17 protein-coding genes and 1 tRNA gene are annotated in these 17770 nt (G+C 70.2%); 12 read left to right on the top strand and 6 right to left on the bottom strand.

What is annotated here, in order from left to right; all coding sequences use genetic code 11:
- Positions 1–79 precede the first annotated feature (79 nt).
- The 4 genes from ACVFI9_RS12625 (at position 80) to serA (ending at position 4577) form a co-directional block, all read left to right on the top strand.
- Positions 80–1900: a 5'-nucleotidase C-terminal domain-containing protein gene (locus ACVFI9_RS12625; protein ID WP_474762568.1), complete on the top strand. Its 1821-nt coding sequence runs from the start codon at positions 80–82 to the stop codon at positions 1898–1900.
- A 54-nt stretch (positions 1901–1954) separates the two neighbouring features.
- Positions 1955–2446 (top strand): hypothetical protein, encoded by a 492-nt coding sequence (locus ACVFI9_RS12620; protein ID WP_474762567.1) that lies wholly within the window; start codon positions 1955–1957, stop codon positions 2444–2446.
- 1 nt (position 2447) lies between these two features.
- Entirely contained in the window at positions 2448–2846 is a 399-nt protein-coding gene (locus ACVFI9_RS12615; protein ID WP_474762566.1) for a hypothetical protein, read from the top strand.
- Between the two features lie 141 nt (positions 2847–2987).
- Positions 2988–4577 carry a phosphoglycerate dehydrogenase gene (gene serA / locus ACVFI9_RS12610; RefSeq protein WP_474762565.1) on the top strand — a complete coding sequence of 530 codons (1590 nt, stop codon included), beginning with the start codon at positions 2988–2990 and terminating at the stop codon, positions 4575–4577.
- A gap of 27 nt (positions 4578–4604) precedes the next feature.
- Here the strand turns inward: serA and ACVFI9_RS12605 are convergent, their stop codons facing one another.
- Complete coding sequence (locus tag ACVFI9_RS12605; protein ID WP_474762564.1) at positions 4605–5186, bottom strand: TetR/AcrR family transcriptional regulator; 582 nt, start codon at positions 5184–5186, stop codon at positions 4605–4607.
- Positions 5187–5263: 77 nt separating this feature from the next.
- On the opposite strand from ACVFI9_RS12605, the gene ACVFI9_RS12600 reads away from it, so the two are divergent.
- Positions 5264–6853 carry an MFS transporter gene (locus tag ACVFI9_RS12600; RefSeq protein ID WP_474762563.1) on the top strand — a complete coding sequence of 530 codons (1590 nt, stop codon included), beginning with the start codon at positions 5264–5266 and terminating at the stop codon, positions 6851–6853.
- 95 nt (positions 6854–6948) lie between these two features.
- On the opposite strand, the gene ACVFI9_RS12595 is transcribed toward ACVFI9_RS12600, so the two are convergent.
- Positions 6949–7209 (bottom strand): DUF6458 family protein, encoded by a 261-nt coding sequence (locus ACVFI9_RS12595; RefSeq protein WP_474762562.1) that lies wholly within the window; start codon positions 7207–7209, stop codon positions 6949–6951.
- A 139-nt stretch (positions 7210–7348) separates the two neighbouring features.
- On the opposite strand from ACVFI9_RS12595, the gene ACVFI9_RS12590 reads away from it, so the two are divergent.
- Genes ACVFI9_RS12590 through ACVFI9_RS12575 form a run of 4 tightly spaced genes read left to right on the top strand, consistent with a single transcriptional unit; the run spans position 7349 to position 10828 of the window.
- Positions 7349–8422: a 3-isopropylmalate dehydrogenase gene (locus tag ACVFI9_RS12590; protein ID WP_474762561.1), complete on the top strand. Its 1074-nt coding sequence runs from the start codon at positions 7349–7351 to the stop codon at positions 8420–8422.
- Positions 8423–8465: 43 nt separating this feature from the next.
- On the top strand, positions 8466–9584 hold the full coding sequence (locus tag ACVFI9_RS12585; protein WP_474762560.1) for a branched-chain amino acid aminotransferase: 1119 nt from the start codon (positions 8466–8468) through the stop codon (positions 9582–9584).
- Positions 9581–10045 carry a GNAT family acetyltransferase gene (locus ACVFI9_RS12580; RefSeq protein WP_474762559.1) on the top strand — a complete coding sequence of 155 codons (465 nt, stop codon included), beginning with the start codon at positions 9581–9583 and terminating at the stop codon, positions 10043–10045. Before ACVFI9_RS12585 ends, ACVFI9_RS12580 begins: the two co-directional genes overlap by 4 nt.
- Positions 10046–10054: 9 nt before the next feature.
- Positions 10055–10828 (top strand): fumarylacetoacetate hydrolase family protein, encoded by a 774-nt coding sequence (locus ACVFI9_RS12575; protein WP_474762558.1) that lies wholly within the window; start codon positions 10055–10057, stop codon positions 10826–10828.
- 2 nt (positions 10829–10830) lie between these two features.
- Here the strand turns inward: ACVFI9_RS12575 and ACVFI9_RS12570 are convergent, their stop codons facing one another.
- From ACVFI9_RS12570 to ACVFI9_RS12560, 3 genes are all read right to left on the bottom strand, one after another.
- The gene (locus ACVFI9_RS12570) at positions 10831–11457 is read right to left on the bottom strand and encodes a TetR/AcrR family transcriptional regulator (RefSeq protein WP_474762557.1); all 627 of its coding nucleotides are present in this window, start codon (positions 11455–11457) and stop codon (positions 10831–10833) included.
- A gap of 64 nt (positions 11458–11521) precedes the next feature.
- Positions 11522–11875, bottom strand: a complete 354-nt coding sequence (locus tag ACVFI9_RS12565; RefSeq protein WP_474762556.1) for an SPW repeat domain-containing protein — start codon at positions 11873–11875, stop codon at positions 11522–11524.
- A gap of 160 nt (positions 11876–12035) precedes the next feature.
- Entirely contained in the window at positions 12036–13067 is a 1032-nt protein-coding gene (locus ACVFI9_RS12560) for an aminotransferase class V-fold PLP-dependent enzyme (protein WP_474762555.1), read from the bottom strand.
- 81 nt (positions 13068–13148) lie between these two features.
- Here ACVFI9_RS12560 and ACVFI9_RS12555 point away from each other — a divergent pair, with 81 nt between their 5' ends.
- The 3 genes from ACVFI9_RS12555 to ACVFI9_RS12545 all read left to right on the top strand — a co-directional run bounded on the left by ACVFI9_RS12555 (position 13149) and on the right by ACVFI9_RS12545 (position 15837).
- Entirely contained in the window at positions 13149–14093 is a 945-nt protein-coding gene (locus ACVFI9_RS12555; protein ID WP_474762554.1) for a LysR family transcriptional regulator, read from the top strand.
- 55 nt (positions 14094–14148) lie between these two features.
- Positions 14149–15666 (top strand): glutamate--tRNA ligase, encoded by a 1518-nt coding sequence (gltX, locus tag ACVFI9_RS12550; protein ID WP_474762553.1) that lies wholly within the window; start codon positions 14149–14151, stop codon positions 15664–15666.
- Positions 15667–15765: 99 nt separating this feature from the next.
- Positions 15766–15837 (top strand) — tRNA-Gln (locus tag ACVFI9_RS12545).
- 714 nt (positions 15838–16551) lie between these two features.
- On the opposite strand, the gene ACVFI9_RS12540 is transcribed toward ACVFI9_RS12545, so the two are convergent.
- A complete protein-coding gene (locus ACVFI9_RS12540; protein ID WP_474762552.1) occupies positions 16552–17766 on the bottom strand; it encodes a hypothetical protein in 1215 nt (404 codons plus the stop codon).
- Positions 17767–17770 lie beyond the last annotated feature (4 nt).

Genomic DNA, 17770 nt, shown 5'->3' with positions numbered 1-17770 from the left:
GGCTGTGATCGCATGTGGTGCCATGACGCGACTCACGCATTCCCACCCCGAGCCCACTCCACGCTGGTGTTCCTGCGCAGTGCCCGACGACGACGTCGAGCCCGCGGCATCCGGCATCTCCCGACGGAACGTCCTCATCGGCGCCTCCGCGGCCAGCGCTCTCGCAGCCGTCGGATGGTCGGGCCCCGCCCACGCGGCACCGGGCGACTCGAACGTGACCATCACGATCATGGGCACCTCCGACCTGCACACCAATGTCGTGAACTGGGACTACTACAAGGACGCCGTGTACAGCGACAGCGCAGGCAACGCCGTCGGCCTCGCCCGGGTGGCGAGCGTCGTGAACCAGATCCGCGCCGACCGCGGTCGCGAGCGCACCCTGCTGTTCGACGCCGGCGACACCATCCAGGGCACTCCGCTGGGCTTCTACTACGCCACGGTGGAGCCGGTCACCGAGACGGGCGCGACGCACCCGATGGCGACGCAGATGAACGCGCTCGGCTACGACGCCGTCGCGCTCGGCAACCACGAGTTCAACTACGGCCTCGCCTTCCTCGACAACTGGATCTCCCAGATGGAGGCTCCGGTGCTCGCCGCGAACGCGGTCCACGCGGGAACGAGAGTACCCAGGTTCCGCCCGTACGCGATCAAGCGGATGGAGGTGGAGGGCCGCCCGCCGATCCGAGTGGGGGTGCTCGGGCTCACGAACCCCGGCGTCGTGATCTGGGACAAGGCGAACGTCGAGGGCGCAGTCGAGGTGCAGGGACTCGTCGAGGCCGCCGCTCGCTGGGTTCCCGTGATGCGCGGTCAGGCCGACATCGTCGTGGTGAGCGCGCACTCGGGTGACAGCGGCACGTCGTCGTACTCGGGCGATCTCCCGATCGAGAACGCGGCCGCGCTCGTCGCCGAGCAGGTGCCCGGAATCGACGCGATCCTCTTCGGCCACGCGCACCGCGACGTGCCGCAGCGCTTCGTCACGAACACCGAGACCGGTGCGCAGGTCATCATGAGCGAGCCGAAGAACTGGGGCCAACGAGTCAGCGTGTTCGACCTGCAGCTCGAATTCGTGCGCGGTCACTGGCGGGTCGCGCAGAGCTCGGCGATGACGGTGAACACGAACACCGTCGTCGACGATCCGGCCTTCGTCGCCCTCGTGCGCGACCAGCACGACGCCGTGGTGACGTACATGAACACCCCGGTCGCGAACTCGACCGCCGAGATGTCGGCGGCCGAGGCGTGCTGGAAGGACACGGCGATCCTCGACTACGTGAACGAGGTGCAGACCGCCACCGTCGCGGCCGCGGTCGCGGGCAGCCCCGAGGCATCCCTGCCGATCGTCTCGATCGCCGCGCCCTTCAACCGGGCGGCGAGCTTCCCGGCGGGTCCCGTCACGATCAAGGACGTCGCGGGGCTCTACATCTACGACAACACGCTGCTGGCGTCGGTGCTGACCGGCGCGCAGATCAAGGACTACCTCGAGTTCTCGGCGAAGTACTTCAAGCAGGTCGCGCCCGACGCCCCGGTCGATCCGGCGGCCTGGACCAACGCGCCGTGGCCGAACCCCGATTCGCCCACGACGCCCGACTACAACTACGACCAGTTCTCGGGCGTGGACTACGGCGTCGACATCTCGAAGCCGGTCGGCTCGCGCATCGTCGGTCTCTCGTACCAGGGGGCACCGGTGGCCGACGACCAGCAGTTCCTCGTCGCGGTCAACAACTACCGCCAGTCGGGGGGCGGCGGGTTCCCGCACATCGCGGCGGCACCGGTCGTGTACAACGCCCAGGTCGCGATCCGCGAGGCGATCGTGGCGTACGCCTCGGCGCAGGGCACGATCGATCCCGCGACGTTCCACGTCGAGAACTGGCGGCTCCTGCGAGACGGGACTCCCGTGTTCTAGCCTGCGCCGAGGTCGACGCGGGTCGCGGGGCATCCGACTGGCTAGTCTGGTCGCATGGCCCGCGACCCCGACGACGACGCACTGCGATGGGAGGGCGACGACGACCCGACGCTCGCGCCCGGCTGGAAGACCGTGGGGCGGCCGGTGCCGCTCGAGGGGGCGCCCGAGGAGTCATCCGAAGCCGCCGCGGTGGAGTCATCCGAAGCCGTCCCGGGGGCGTCGCCCGAAGCCGTCGAGCACACGACGGCGACGGATGCCCCGCCGCAGGCCGGATCGGCGGAGCTCGTCATCCTCGGGGTGCTCGGCGGCGTCTACCTGCTGTACGTGATCGGCTGGCTGATCACCGCCTCCACGCCGGCACCCGCGCTCGCCGACCCGGTCGCGCAGTTCATGTACGGGCTCGGCCGGTGGTTCGCGGTCGCCGCCCCGGCTCTGTGGTTCGGTGCCGTGCTGTGGCTGGCCGCCGAGCGTCGCCGCGCCCGGCTCCTCTGGCTCATCGCGGGAGCCGTCGTCCTCGTGCCCGTCCCGTTCCTGTTGCGAGGTTGAGATGACCGAGGCATCCGTTCCCGCCGGCGGCGACGCCGGGACCGGCGCGACCGAGGCTCGCGCCGGCAGCCGTACAGTGACCCCGCTGTGGCTGGCCGTAACCATCGCCGTGCTCTTCGGCGTGCTGTACGCCTATGACGTGTGGGAGGCCGTGCGCGACCTGGTGGGCGTCTCGCTCATGGTCGGCGACCTCGGCGTCACGCTCGCCGGCATCGGCCTCGCCCTGCTCATCGCGGCCCTCCTCGTGCCGCTCGCCGTGTTCGCGCTGGCATTCTGGCTCGGTTACCGCCGTGGTCCGCTCGCGCAGGTCGTGCTGTTCCTGACGGGGTACGCCGTCGTGCAGGCGCTGACCCTCGACCTCGGGGCCTTCTTCGAGCTCGGCGGCATCGACTTCTCCTGACCTTCGCGACGTCACAGAACGGAGCGGGCATACGCGCTCACGTAGAATGGCCGCGTAGGCGCCCCGACGGCGTGTGGCGCATCTCCACCCCGCATCAGCGCGCATTCGCGCGCCTCGCTCTCGCCCCGAAGGATTCGATTCGTGTCAAAGCCGGTCGTGCTGATCGCCGAAGAACTCTCACCCGCCACCGTCGAAGCCCTGGGGCCCGACTTCGAGGTCCGCAACGTCGACGGCACCGACCGTCCGGCACTGCTCGCGGCGCTGGCCGACGCGAACGCGATCCTCGTCCGCTCGGCGACGAAGGTCGACGCCGAGGCGATCGCGGCCGCGCCGAAGCTGCAGGTCATCGCGCGCGCGGGCGTCGGCCTCGACAACGTCGACATCAAGGCCGCCACCACGGCGGGCACCATGGTCGTGAACGCGCCCACGTCGAACATCATCTCGGCCGCCGAGCTCACGGTGGGTCACATCCTCAGCCTCGCCCGGCACATCCCCGCCGCCCACGCTGCGCTGGCGCAGGGGGAGTGGAAGCGCTCGCACTACACCGGCGTCGAGCTCTATGAGAAGACCGTCGGCATCATCGGCCTGGGCCGCATCGGCGCGCTCATCTCCGCCCGGCTGCAGGCGTTCGGCACCGACGTCATCGCCTACGACCCCTACATCACGGCGGCGCGCGCGCAGCAGCTCGGCGTGCAGACGGTGAGCCTCGACGAGCTCCTCGAGCGGAGCGACTTCATCACGATCCACATGCCGAAGACGCCCGAGACCACCGGCATGATCGGCGCCGAACAGCTCGCGAAGATGAAGCCGACCGCCTTCGTCGTGAACGTTGCGCGCGGCGGCCTCATCGACGAGGAGGCACTGCACGACGCGCTCGTCGCCAACACGATCGCGGGCGCGGGCCTCGACGTCTTCGTCGCCGAGCCGCCGAAGGACTCGCCGCTCCTGTCGCTACCGAACGTCGTCGTCACGCCGCACCTCGGCGCGTCGACCGACGAGGCGCAGGAGAAGGCCGGTGTCTCGGTCGCGAGGTCCGTCCGCCTGGCGCTCGCCGGCGAACTTGTGCCCGATGCCGTGAACGTGGCGGGCGGCATCATCGACCCCTACGTACGTCCGGGCATCCCGCTCGTGGAGAAGCTCGGCCAGCTCTTCGCCGGCCTCGCCCACGGCCCGCTAACGAGCCTCGACGTCGAGGTGCGCGGTGAGCTCGTCGACTACGACGTGAGCGTGCTGAAGCTCGCGGCCCTCAAGGGCGTGTTCACGAACGTGGTGAGCGAGACGGTGTCGTACGTCAACGCGCCGCTCCTCGCCGAGCAGCGCGGCATCGACGTGCGCCTGATCACCGATCCCGAGAGCCCCGAGTACCGCAACGTCATCACCCTGAGCGGTGCGCTCGCCGACGGCACCCAGGTGTCGGTGGCCGGCACCCTCACGGGCACGAAGCAGATCGAGAAGCTCGTCGGCATCAACGGCTACGAGATCGAGGTGCCGATCGCGACGACGCACATCATCATGGAGTACACCGACCGGCCCGGGATCGTCGCGATCTACGGCCGCGAGTTCGGCGACGCCTCGATCAACATCGCGGGCATGCAGATCGCGCGCCGTGAGGCCGGCGGCCAGGCCCTCAGTGTGCTCACGGTCGACTCGCCGGTTCCCTCCGAGGTGCTCGAGCGCGTACGCACCGCCATCGACGCCGCACTCCTCGTCGAGATCGACATCACCGAGTAGCCGGGGCCGCGGTACGCGCCGTCGGCGCTACCCGACCGGTGCAGTCGGGTTCGCCGGCGGCTCCGTGGCGAGGCGCTCGAGCAGCGCGACGAGCGCGTCCATCTCGGCGGCGCGGGGCGCGTCGACCCCGAGGTCGTCGACCTGGCCGTGCAGCGCCGAGTCGTAGTACAGGCCATCGCCGATGAGCGTGATGGCGAGCGCGACGGTCGGGTCGGCGACGTGACGGCGGATCGCCTCGAACCAGCGCCGCCGCGCGTTGCGGATCGCGCGCCCCGCTGCCGCGTTCCCGCCCTGGGCGAGTCGAGCGGCCGCCACGACGGCACGGTCGAGGGGATGCTCCATGGCGACCGATGATCGCACGAAGTACGCGATGGGTCCCTCCGGTGCCTCCTCGATCGCCTGCACGTCCTGCTCGACGAGCGCGTCGAGGCGCGCGATGAGCCCGTCGATGAGTGCGTCGCGGGTGGCGAAGTGGTAGAGCAGTCCGCCCTTCGAGACGCCGGCGGCCTTGGCGGTCGCGTCGAGGGTCGCCGCCCGCTCGCCGTCATGGAGGAGGAGGTGCTCGAACGCGTCGAGCACCGCTTCGCGCGCGGCGGGTGGTCGGCTCATGTGCTCGATCGTACCCAGCGGAGGGGTTCCGTCCTCTGATACTATACCGGCTGGACGGTGCAGTAATGAAGACTTCAATGACACACAGCACGGACCGCACGGTCGAGACCCAGCACGGGACCACGGCGACGGAGGCCGCAGCACCCGTCGATCCCGGCCGACGCGCACGTGCACCGCGGCGCGCGTGGGTGGCGCTCGGCGTGCTGATGCTGCCCGTGCTCCTCGTGTCGGTCGACAACACCGTGCTGAGCTTCGCGCTGCCGGCCATCTCGCGCGACCTCGCCCCGAGCGCGGCGCAGCAGCTGTGGATCATCCACGCCTACCCGCTCGTGCTCGCCGGTCTCCTCGTCGCGATGGGGGCCGCCGGCGATCGCTTCGGCCGACGCCGTGTGCTCCTCATCGGCTCGACGGGATTCGCCGTGCTCTCGGTCGCCGCAGCATTCGCCCCGACCGCCGCGGCGCTCATCGCCGCTCGCGCGGCACTCGGCTTCTTCGGCGCGATGCTCATGCCCTCGACGCTGTCCCTGCTGCGGGCCGTGTTCACCGACCGCGAGCAGCGACGACTCGCCATCGCGATCTGGGCGTCGGGCTTCGCGGCAGGCAGCGCCCTGGGGCCGCTCGTCGGCGGGGTGCTGCTCGAGCACTTCGCCTGGGGCTCGGTGTTCCTCCTCGCCGTGCCGGTGCTCGTGCCCATGCTGGTGCTCGTGCCCCTGCTCGTGCCCGAGAGCCGGGATCCCGTCCCGGGGCGCGTCGACCTCGTGAGCGTGGTGCTCTCGCTCGCCGCAATGGGGCCGATCGTGTACGGCCTCACGTCGCTGGCGACCGAGGGGCCAGGGGGCGGCGGCGTGCAGACGATCATCATCGGCGTGTGCTGCGCGGTGTGGTTCACGCGGCGACAGCTGCGGAGCACGTCGCCGCTGCTCGACGTGCGGCTGTTCCGTCAGGGTTCCTTCGGCGGCGCCGTGCTCGTCAACCTGCTCAGCGTGATCGCCCTCGTCGGCTTCCTCTTCTTCGTGTCACAGCACCTGCAGCTCATCGCCGGCCTGAACCCGGTCGCGGCGGGACTGGCGCTCGTACCCGGCCTGGCGGCGATGATCCTCACGGGCCTCGCCGTGGTGCCGATCGCCCGGCGGGTGCCGCCGCGCGTGCTCGTGCCGTCGGCGCTCGCGCTGTCGGCGGCGGGGTACCTCCTCATCGCGCTGACGACGCGCGTCGACTCGATCGCCCCGATCGTCGCGGCCTTCGTGCTGCTCGGTGCCGGCGTCGGAGCGGCCGAGACGGTCTCCAACGAGCTCATCCTCTCGAGTGCTCCGCCCGCGAAGGCGGGTGCGGCGTCGGCCGTCTCCGAGACGGCGTACGAGCTGGGGGCGGTCCTCGGCACCGCCGTCCTCGGCAGCATCCTCGCCCTGAGTTACCGCGGGGGCGTCGAGGTGCCCGCCTTCCTTCCGGATGACGCTGCCGACGCCGCTCGCGAGACGCTCGCCGGCGCGGTCGCGGTCGCCGAGGGGCTGCCCCATGCCGTCGGCGCCGAGCTCGCGGCATCCGCTGCCCGTGCCTTCGGCGACGGAGTGGTGCTGACCTCGCTCATCGGCGTCGCGCTCATGGCCGCCGCGGCCGTGGTCGCCGCGGTCGCACTTCGCAATCCGGCGCCGCCGCACGAGGAGTGACGCGGACCAATGCACGGCGAGCCCGACCCCGCGAACGCCGAACGGCCGCCGGCTCCGTTCGGGCGGAGACCTGCGGCCGTTCGTTCGATCGCGACTCAGAGCATCGGGTCCTCGGGCGCGGAGTGCTCGTTGCGGGTCACCCGTTCGCCAGTGGCGGGGTCGACGCTCGTGTGCGAGGTCGTCACCGACCGGCGACGGCGCGCCAGGAGGACGATGCCGAGGATGATCACGACCGCGCCGGCGATCATGAGGATGTAGCCGACGAGCTGGAGGTCGATCCAGTCGACGGCGAGGTTCAGCGCGAACGCGAGGATCGCGCCGATGACGAAGAGCACGATACCGAGACCGAGACTCATGTGGGGTCCTGCTTTCTCTCCGGCGACGCGTGGCGCGTCGCGTTTCGATGAGGCGGATACCTCGTCCTGAGGCCGAGTGTAACGAGCGCCCGCCCGCACGGACAGTACGCTGGGAGGGCTGGCGCACGAAGGAGAATTCATGGTACGCACGGTCAGGCTCGCGGTCATCCCGGGCGACGGCATCGGTCCCGAGGTAGTCGGAGAGGCGCTCAAGGTGCTCGATGCGACCGTCGCCGGAACCGACGTCTCGTTCGAGCAGACGCCGTTCTCGCTCGGTGCCGCACGGTACCTCGAGACGGGCGACGTGCTGACCGACGACGACCTCGCGGCGATCTCCGAGCACGACGCGATCCTCCTCGGTGCGGTCGGGGGCGTGCCCGGCGACCCGAGGCTGGCTGGTGCGAACATCGAGCGCGGGCTCCTGCTCAAGCTCCGGTTCGAGCTCGACCACTACGTGAACCTCCGGCCGTCGGTGCTGTACCCCGGCGTCGCGAGCCCGCTCGTGAACCCGGGCGACGTCGACTTCGTCGTCGTGCGCGAGGGCACCGAGGGTCCCTACGTCGGCAACGGCGGCGCGATCCGGGTCGGCACGCCCGCCGAGGTCGCCAACGAGGTGAGCGTGAACACCGCCTACGGCGTGGAGCGCGTCGTGCGCTACGCGTTCGCCGCGGCATCCGCTCGCTCCAAGAAGAAGCTGACGCTCGTGCACAAGACGAACGTGCTCGTCTTCGCCGGCTCCCTCTGGAAGCGCACGGTCGACGCGGTCGCCGCCGAGTATCCGGATGTCGCGGTCGACTACCTGCACGTCGACGCCGCCACGATCTTCCTCGTGACGGATCCTGCTAGATTCGATGTCATCGTCACGGACAACCTCTTCGGCGACATCCTCACCGATCTGGCCGGCGCGATCAGCGGCGGCATCGGCCTGGCGGCCTCGGGCAACATCAACCCCGACGGCCGGTTCCCGAGCATGTTCGAGCCGGTTCACGGTTCCGCACCCGACATCGCCGGGAAGGGCATCGCCGACCCCACCGCGGCCATCCTCTCGGTCGCGCTGCTCCTCGACCACCTCGGTCATCCGGAGCTCGCGGCGAAGGTGCAGCGGGCGGTCGCCGCCGACATCGCCGAGCGCGGCGACGCGAGACGCTCGACCTCCGAGGTCGGCGACGCGATCGTCGAGCGGATCGGCGCACTCGAGACGCAGCGCATCTGACGTTCAGCGCAACCGGCATTCAGCGCATCTGAAGGAAGGCACCATGACGACCACGAACCTCACCCTGCAGACCCCCTCCGAGGCGGGCCTGACCTGGGCGATCACCCGCAACGAGAACGCCCGAAGCGACGCCGACCGCGAGGCGATCCTCGCCGACCCCGGCTTCGGCAACCACTTCACCGACCACATGGTCGACATCTGCTGGTCGGAGAAGGGCGGCTGGCACCGGCCCCGCGTCTCGCCGTACGGGCCGATCCAGCTCGACCCCGCCGCAGCGGTGCTCCACTACGCGCAGGAGATCTTCGAGGGGCTGAAGGCGTATCGGCACGCCGACGGCTCCATCTGGAGCTTCCGCCCCTACGAGAACGCCTCGCGGATGCAGCGCTCCGCACGGCGCATGGCCCTCCCCGAGCTGCCCGTGTCGTACTTCATCGACTCGCTGAAGCAGCTCATCGCGGTCGACGGCGCCTGGGTGCCGAGCGCCGCCGAGACGAGCCTGTACCTGCGGCCGTTCATGTTCGCCAAGGAGGCATTCCTCGGCGTGCGCCCAGCCAAGAAGGTCAACTACTACGTGATCGCGAGCCCGGCGGCCGCCTATTTCCCCGGCGGCGTCGAGCCCGTGAACATCTGGCTCTCGACGACCTACGCCCGCGCGGGCAAGGGCGGCACGGGGGCTGCGAAGACGGGCGGCAACTACGCGTCGAGCCTGCTGCCGCAGGCCGAGGCGTACGAGAAGGGATGCCAGCAGGTCGCGTTCCTCGACGACGCGGACAACCTCGAGGAGCTCGGCGGCATGAACATCGTGCTCGTCAAGCGCGACGGAACGCTGCTCACCCCCGAGTCGGACTCGATCCTCGAGGGCATCACGCGCGACTCGATCCTGCAGCTCGCCGCCGACCGCGGACACGTCGTGGAGCGCCGACCGATCAGCCTCACCGAGTGGCGCGAGGGCGCGGCATCCGGCGACATCATCGGCGCCTTCGCCTGCGGCACCGCCGCCGTCGTGGTGCCGATCGGCCGCCTCCTCGCCGAGGACTTCGAGATCGTGCACCACGGCGCCGAGTCGTCGGAGCTCGCCCTGTCGCTCCGCGACGAGCTCACCGGCATCCAGTACGGCCGCGTCGAGGATCGGCACGGCTGGATGACCCGTCTGGACGCGTGACGGCGAGCACGGTCATCCGGCCGTTCCGCCGGGAAGACACCGAGGCCGTCGTCGCGCTCTGGCGTGACGCCGGCCTCGTCGTGCCCTGGAACGACCCGTACCGCGATATCGAGCGCAAGCTCAGCGTGCAGCCCGAGCTGTTCCTCGTGGTCGAGTCACTGCCGACGGACGGGCATCCCGCTGCCGTCATCGGCGCCGCCATGGTGGGCTACGACGGGCACCGCGGCTGGGTCAACTACCTCGCGGTCGACGCCGCGCATCGCGGCGAGGGCGTCGGTGCGCGGCTCATGGCCGAGGCCGAGCGCCTCCTCATCGAGCGAGGCTGCCCGAAGCTCAACCTGCAGGTGCGCACGACGAACACCGGGGTCATCGAGTGGTACCGCACGCTCGGCTACGAGCCCGACCAGGCCGTGAGCCTCGGGAAGCGGCTCATCCCCGACACGCCTGCGGTGGCCCCGTAGGGTGGAGGCATGAAGATCGCGCGCTTCTCGCACGGCGAGACCATCGCCTTCGGCATCGTCGACGAGGAGGAGCACGAGCTCGTCGTGCTGAAGTCCGACCCGATGTTCGCCGGGTACGACCCGACGGGGGAGCGGGTGCCGCTCGCCGAGGCGAAGCTGCTGGCACCGGTCATTCCGCGCTCGAAGGTCGTGGCCGTCGGCCGGAACTATCGCGAGCACGCCGCGGAGCTCGGCAACGAGGTCCCGGCTGAACCGCTCATCTTCCTCAAGCCGAACACCTCGGTCATCGGTCCCGACGACGCCATCGTGCTGCCGAAGCAGAGCGAGCGAGTCGAGCACGAGGGCGAGGTCGCGGTCGTCATCGGCCGCATCGCCAAGCACGTCTCCGAGGCGGATGCCGCGGGCGTGATCTTCGGCTACACGATCGCGAACGATGTCACCGCGCGCGACCTGCAGCGCCGCGACGAGCAGTGGACGCGCGCGAAGGGCTTCGACACGTTCTGTCCGCTCGGGCCGGTGATCAGCACCGAGCTCGACGTCGAGCGCAGCACGATCGAGACGAGCGTGAACGGCGTGCGCAAGCAGGAGGGTCGGCTCGCCGACATGGTGCATTCCATCCCGGCGCTCATCGCGTACGCGTCGAGCGTGTTCACGCTGCTGCCTGGCGACGTGATCCTGACCGGCACGCCGGCAGGCGTCGGCCCGATAGTCGACGGCGATGTCGTCGAGGTCACCGTGTCGGGTCTCGGCACGTTGTCGAACCCGGTGCGCGCGGCGATCTGAGCTCAGGCGGCCGGCTCTCGCAGGCCTGCCGAGATCAGTTCGGCGAACGCGGGAAGGGCCGTGGCGCCTTCATCGGGGATCGGGACGCCGCCCTCGGCGCCGGCCGACGCACCCACCGCATCAGCGCCGGTGCCGGTGGTATCCGCGGACGACGCCGTGGTGATGATCGCGACCCATGCCGCCGCTGCCGTGCGCACCCGGCGTGCCGCGATCGGGTGCATGAGACTCGCGCCGAGGACCCGTTCGATCACGCCCTGGAGTTGCGCGCGGTACTCGCGCAGCCGCGCGCGCACCTCGGGATGCGTGCGCTGCTCGCGCCACACGATGACGCGACGCACGTCGGAGGCGTCCTGCAGGTCGTGCAGCCGACGCGTGACGTCGAGCAACGACCGCGCCGGATCGCCGAGGGTCACGAACGGGGTCGTGTCGATCGGGTCCAGCGCGAGCCGCTCGCCGACGAGTGCGCGCAGCAGGTCGGTCTTGGTGGGGAAGTAGTAGAAGAGCAGGCCCTTGGGCACGCCCGCCGTCTGGGCGATGCGAGCCGTGGGCGTCGCGTCGAAGCCGAGTTCGGCGAAGAGCCGCTCGGCGGCGTCGAGGATGCGCGCGCGTGTCTCGGGTGTGGTGGTCATGGTCGTCTCCGCGCGGGTCGCAGGGGCGGCGGACCAGGCCGCCGCCCCCGTTCGGATCTCGTCGTCAGTGCGGAACCGTGCGGTCGTGAACCTGCATGGCCGGCCGGATGGCGAGGGCCGCGACGATCGCCGCGAATGCTCCGCCGATCCACGACACCCATGCCGGGCCCATGGCGCTGGCGTAGCCGCCGAGCCAGGGTGCGATGAACAGCAGCACGCCCAGGGCGAGTTGCACGTACTCGGTGGCGACCAGTCCGGGCATCGCGAGGTTCACCACCCCGGATGCGATCAGGAGGACGCCGAGCACGACCATCCAGACCATCGAGGCGCCTTCGCGCTCCATGAAGATGGGCGAGAGTGCCGCGACGAGGCCGACCGCGACGGCGACCCAGTCCTCCCAGCGTGACCATTTCCTCATTCGAATCACCCTCCTTCAGACAGGTGGTGGCTCCCGATTCGGGGTCGATCCGACGGTACGACCGACTGACCGCCCGGTCAATACCGCAGCGGACGATCGGCTCGTCGGTCCCTGAGCCTGTCGAAGGGCCGCTTCGACGAGCTCAGCGGCCGGCCTGCGGTCAGCGGCCGAGCGTCGTCGCCGCGAGTTCGACGTCCTCCTCGTCGTTCCACAGGTGGAAGGCGACGCGTGCGCGCCCGGCTCGCCCCGACGCGGTGACGCCGGCGGCGCCGAGCGCGGCGAGGTCGGCACCATCGGCGTCGGGCCAGGTGACGATCGCGCTGTCGGATGCCTCGAGCCCGAGCCGTTCCCGGAACGCGTTCGCGAGACCGAGGTCGTACTCGCGAACCGCCTCGGCGTCGAGCGACGCCGCGAACTCGAGGGCCACCTCGGCGCCCGCCCAGGCGTGCCACGCGGGCGAGACGTCGAACCTCGTCGCGTCGTCGGCGAGATGGAGCTTCGGGCCGTAGACCGACGCCCACGGGTCGCCGCCCGAATACCAGCCCGCGGTGTAGGGCACGATCTCGTCGGCGGCCCGCTCGGAGAATGCGGCGAACGCGGCGCCGCGCGGCGCGCTCAGCCACTTGTAGGCATGGCAGACCATGAGATCGGCGTCGAGGTCGGTCGTCGGCATCCACCCGGTCGCCTGTGTCGTGTCCACGAGCGTGAGGGCGCCGTGCTGCCGGGCGGCCGTGAGGACGGATGCCGCGTCGGCGACCTCGCCGGTGGCGGACTGCACGAGCGAGAACGCGACGAGCCACGTGGCGTCGGTGACCTCCGCGGCGAGCGCGTGCACCGGCACGTGGCGCACCCGCAGGTCGCCGCGGACGAGGAAGGGTGCCACGACCGACGAGAAGTCGCCGTCGATGCAGAGCACCTCGGCGCCCTGCGGTGCAGAAGCGGCCGCGAGCCCGGCGAACACCGACACCTGGGACCCCGTGGCGATGCGCTCGGATGCGACCCCGAGCAGCGACGCGGCGTGGCCGCGGGCGCGTTCGAGGGCCGCGGAGTAGTCGTGGGCGCTCGCGGTGCCCGCCGCCCAGCGGTCGAGGTCGCGCTGGACGGCGTCCCGGGTGGCGTGCGTGGGGATGCCGAGCGTGCAGGCGGCGAGGTGGCCCCGGCCCGCGGTGAATCGGTCGCGAAGGGAGAGCATGAGAGTCAGTCTTCGCCCGAGTCATCCATTCGACAAGTGCAGGTGTCTTACGTATTCATGACGCATGGTTATGATTCCGGTATGTCCGACGCCTCGATCGAACACCTCGCCGGCGCCATCGACCTGCAGACCGTGCGCGTCGTGCGGCTGGTCGCCGAGCACGGCTCCTTGACGGCTGCCGCCGAAGCGCTCGGCTACAGCCAGCCCGCCGTCAGTCAGCAGCTTCGTCGCTTCGAGGAGCGCACCGGCATCGCCCTCGTCGAACGCGTCGGCCGCGGCATCCGGCTCACCGAGTCCGGCCGCGTGCTTGCGCGGCACGCCAACGCGGTGACGACCGCGATCGAGGCGGCCGCGGGCGAGCTCGCCGAGATCCGCGGACTTCGCGCCGGTCGGGTGCGGCTCGTGGCGTTCCCGTCGGCGTCGGCCACGCTCGTGCCGCGGCTGATCGCCACGCTCGCCGCGGAGCATCCGGGCGTCACCGTGACCTACGTCGAGGCCGAGCCGCCCGAGGCGGTCGCCGCGGTGCGCGCAGACCGGGCCGATGTCGCCATCACGTTCAGCTATCCCGGCGACCGCGACGATCCGCACCGGGCGAGTGCCCGCGGGCTCGACGTGCTCGCCTTCTGCGACGAGTCGATGCAGCTCCTGCTGCCCGAGGGTCATCCGGCTGCGGCATCCGACGTCGTCGACCTCGCGGCGCTCGCCGACGACCAATGGATCGCCGGGTGCCCGCGTTGCCGGGGTCATCTCCTCGAGCTCGCGGATGCCGCGGGCTTCCGCCCCCGCATCGCGTTCGAGACCGACAACTTCGTCGCGGTCGAGGGCATGGTCGCCCAAGGGCTCGGGGTGGCCCTGCTGCCGTCGCTCGCCCTGGACGCGTCGCCGCGGCATCCCGGCGTCGTGACGAGGCCGACCGCTCGCGCCGACGTGCGCTCGCTCCATCTCGTCATGGCTCGCGGCGCCGACCGCGTGCCCGCGGTCAATGCCATGCTCGGCGTGGTGCGGCGGCTCCTGCCCGTGAACTGAGCGTCCCCGCAGCGCGGGCATCGCGCTCACCGGCCGGTCGATACGATTGACCCGTATGTCCGAGACAGCTGATCCCACCACCACCGCCACCGGCAGCGACATCCGTGTGCGCTTCTGCCCGTCACCCACCGGCACGCCGCACGTCGGCCTCGTGCGCACGGCCCTCTTCAATTGGGCGTACGCCCGGCACACGGGGGGCACGTTCGTGTTCCGCATCGAGGACACCGACGCGGCGCGCGACACCGAGGAGAGCTACGAGCAGATCGTCGACGCCATGAAGTGGCTCGGCCTCGACTGGGACGAGGGCATCGAGGTCGGCGGCCCGCACGCGCCGTACCGCCAGTCGCAGCGGCTCGACATCTTCGCCGACGTCGTCGAGCGGCTGAAGGCCGCCGGGCACGTCTACGAGAGCTACTCGACGGCCGAGGAGATCGACGCCCGCAACGAGGCGGCCGGCCGGCCGAAGCAGTTCGGCTACGACAACTTCGACCGCGACCTCACCGACGAGCAGCGCACGGCCTACCGCGCCGCGGGCCGCGAGCCTGCGTTGCGCCTGCGCGTGCCCGACGACCTCGACCTCGGCTTCGACGACCTCGTGCGCGGCCGCATCGACTTCGCGCCCGGTTCGACGACGGACTTCGTCGTGGTGCGACCCAATGGCGCACCGCTCTACACGCTCGTGAACCCCGTCGACGACGCGCTCATGGGCATCACGCACGCCCTCCGCGGCGAGGACCTGCTCTCGTCGACGCCGCGCCAGATCGCGCTCTACCACGCGCTCATCGACATCGGCGTCACGACGTTCGTGCCCCGGTTCGGGCACCTGCCCTACGTCATGGGGGAGGGGAACAAGAAGCTCTCCAAGCGCGACCCCGAGTCGAACCTCTTCCACCACCGCGACCGCGGGTTCATCCCCGAGGGGCTCCTCAACTACCTCGCCCTGCTCGGCTGGGGCTTCGCCGCCGACCGCGACGTCTTCAGCCGCGACGAGCTCGTCGCGAAGTTCGACGTCGCCGACGTGAACCCGAACCCGGCTCGATTCGACCTGAAGAAGGCCGAGGCCATCAACGGCGACCACATCCGTCTGCTCGACGGCGCCGACTTCGCTGCCCGAACGGTGCCGTACCTGCAGGCGGCCGGCGTCGTCGAGACGCCCATCACGCCCGCACAGGAGGCGGTGCTCGCCGAGGCGGCGCCGCTCGTGCAGGAGCGCATCGGGCTGCTCGGCGAGGCGCCCGGCATGCTGGGCTTCCTGTTCACGGATGCCTCGGGGCTGGCGTACGACGACGACGCGGTCTCGGGCCTTCCCACCGACGCGCCGGCCGTGCTCGCGGCCGCGCGCGAGACGCTCGATCGCCTGCCGGCCGAGGCATGGGATCACGCCGAGATCGAGGAGGCGCTGCGCGACGCGCTCGTCGACGGGCTCGGGTTGAAGCCGCGCGTCGCGTTCGGCCCGGTGCGCACGGCGATCTCGGGCCGGCGCGTGTCGCCGCCGCTCTTCGAGTCGATGCAGATCCTCGGCAAGATCGACTCGCTCGAGCGCATCGACCGGCTGGCGGCGCGGCTCGGGTAGGCGACCGGGTCGGCCTCGGGCGAGGCTCGCTCAGTTTGGTCGGGCCGCCTCGCGTAGGCTAGAGTTGCATGTCGGCCCGGGGCTTCGGTTCCAGGCCATTGGGGTATGGTGTAATTGGCAACACGGCTGATTCTGGTTCAGTTGTTCTTGGTTCGAGTCCAGGTACCCCAGCAACAAGGAAACCCCGGTCAAACCGGGGTTTTCGCGTTCGTGGGTGGCACCGCTCGCGCGTCTGGTTTCCGCTACTTACTCGGGCCTTCGCGAGCGTGTCGTGCGCTTTCTCGCGCCCGGAAATCCGGGATCTTCGTTCGTTCGACGTCGCCGAAGTGGACTTGGTTCAGTACGAATGAATCTTGGTTCGAGTCTGGCGGAGATCGGGTTGATCTGCAGTTCAATTCGTAGCGTTGGCCGAGCTCAAGGAACCGTCTCGGAACATGCTCGGCCTCATCGTGGCCGCTGGAAGTGGCCGGAATGCTCCCTTGGCCGGGCCTTCTGCTTCTGGCGTTGGTGCCCGAGAAGCCGGGCGGGTTTCCGGTCTCGTTCTTGGTCTCGGGGATGGAGGCCTGGGACAACTTGTTCACGTGCGAGGTTCGTGGCGGACCGGCTTCATCACCATGCACCGGCCCCTCACCGGGGGGTCGGCGGCCCCACAGTCGAGGGCGTCCGCCGGTATCTCGACGAGGCCCATGCGCGCCGCGACCGGCTGCATGAGCAGCTCGCCATGGCGGGCGAGTTCAGAGAAGGGCTCTCCCGACTGCAGTAGCGTCGGCGACGCTTGCGCGGTGAGGTGGGCCAGCGCCGCGGTGGGACGAGCATGCAACGACCCAACTCCGCACGCGTGCGTGAAAGACGCCCGCGCCCTTCGGAGCCTTCGGCGACGCGCGCCTAGGGATCGATGAGTTGCTGTGCGTCGCAATCGGTCGGCGCATCGCCAGAGACGTCGACGCACACGAGCTCGCGTTCGGCTCGTAGGTAGACCCGGCCATCCTCAACGAGCGGCGTCAGGGCAATGTCGAACTCGTCGAAGAACTGGTCGCGCGACTCATTCGAGTTCAGCACAGTCGCTGTCAGATGACCCGCAAGGGTCGTTGGGGCGCTCATTTCGATGATGACCAGCCCCGTCTCGCCTGGTGCCAGGTTCCACGCAACGGGCGTATCTTCCAGGCCGTCAGTCGTCGCGCCGAACGCACTTGCGTCGAGGACTGCGCGGCTCTCATCAGTAGTCGAGTCGAGTCGCGCGGTCCGGATCGCCACACTGCTGGCCGGTTCGGTATCGCAGATCACTCGCAGGGCGGCGGGCGACGCAGCCGTTCGTTCGCCCTTGATGCGGAAGTCTTTGACCGTCAGCATCGGTCCCTCGGATGCCGTGTTCCTCATGTCGACGAGAATGCGCGATGTGATCGGCGTTCCGTAGGCAAGGAGCCAGTCTCGCTGCGCATCGCTGCACGTGTCTTCCGCGCCGGCGGGGAAGGTGTTGAAAGGGGCCGTCAGAGGGACGGCCCAGTCTGTGCTCGTCGCGGGAAAGGGAACGACACTGACCTCAAGCGCGGAGAAGTTCGTCGCATCGCGAGTCAGGATCGGCACGACGGCGATCACACCGACGATGAGTGAGACGACAGCGATGATCGAAGACAACACCTTTCCTGTGAGCTTCCAAGCCTGGCGTCGGCGCGCACGGCGCTGGCCGAGGGCTGTCGAAGCGATTGCGGAGGGGGACGGGGCGCGGGTGGTCGTCTCGATTCGTGCAACGGGGACCGAGGCGGGCACGTCGATCCGTGCCGGAGAGAAGAGGTTCTGTGCGTCCGAGGTCGTCGTCTCGTGCCGTGGTGCAGTCCGAGCCGCCGGCGTTCGCTCGTCGAGTGGCGCTTCGATCGCTTCGTGGAATGCAGGCGCGACTGCGCTGGGGTGTGCGGTGGGTGTCCGCTGCCCCTCATCCGCCGTCGGCTGTGCGGGCGTTCCCGCACTCGACGGCGGGCTGGTCGCATCATCCAGCACACGCTCGGTCTCGGATGACTCAGCTGACAGTGGTGGCGTCTCCTGTGCCTTGGAATCCTCGCCGAACGAGGGCTCGATAGCCGGTGGCTCGTCGGGAACATGCATGTTC

The sequence above is a fragment of the Agromyces sp. NSFZ genome (assembly GCF_056156205.1).
Note: the sequence above shows the minus strand (reverse complement) of the source record. Positions and strands in the feature narration are given on the sequence as shown.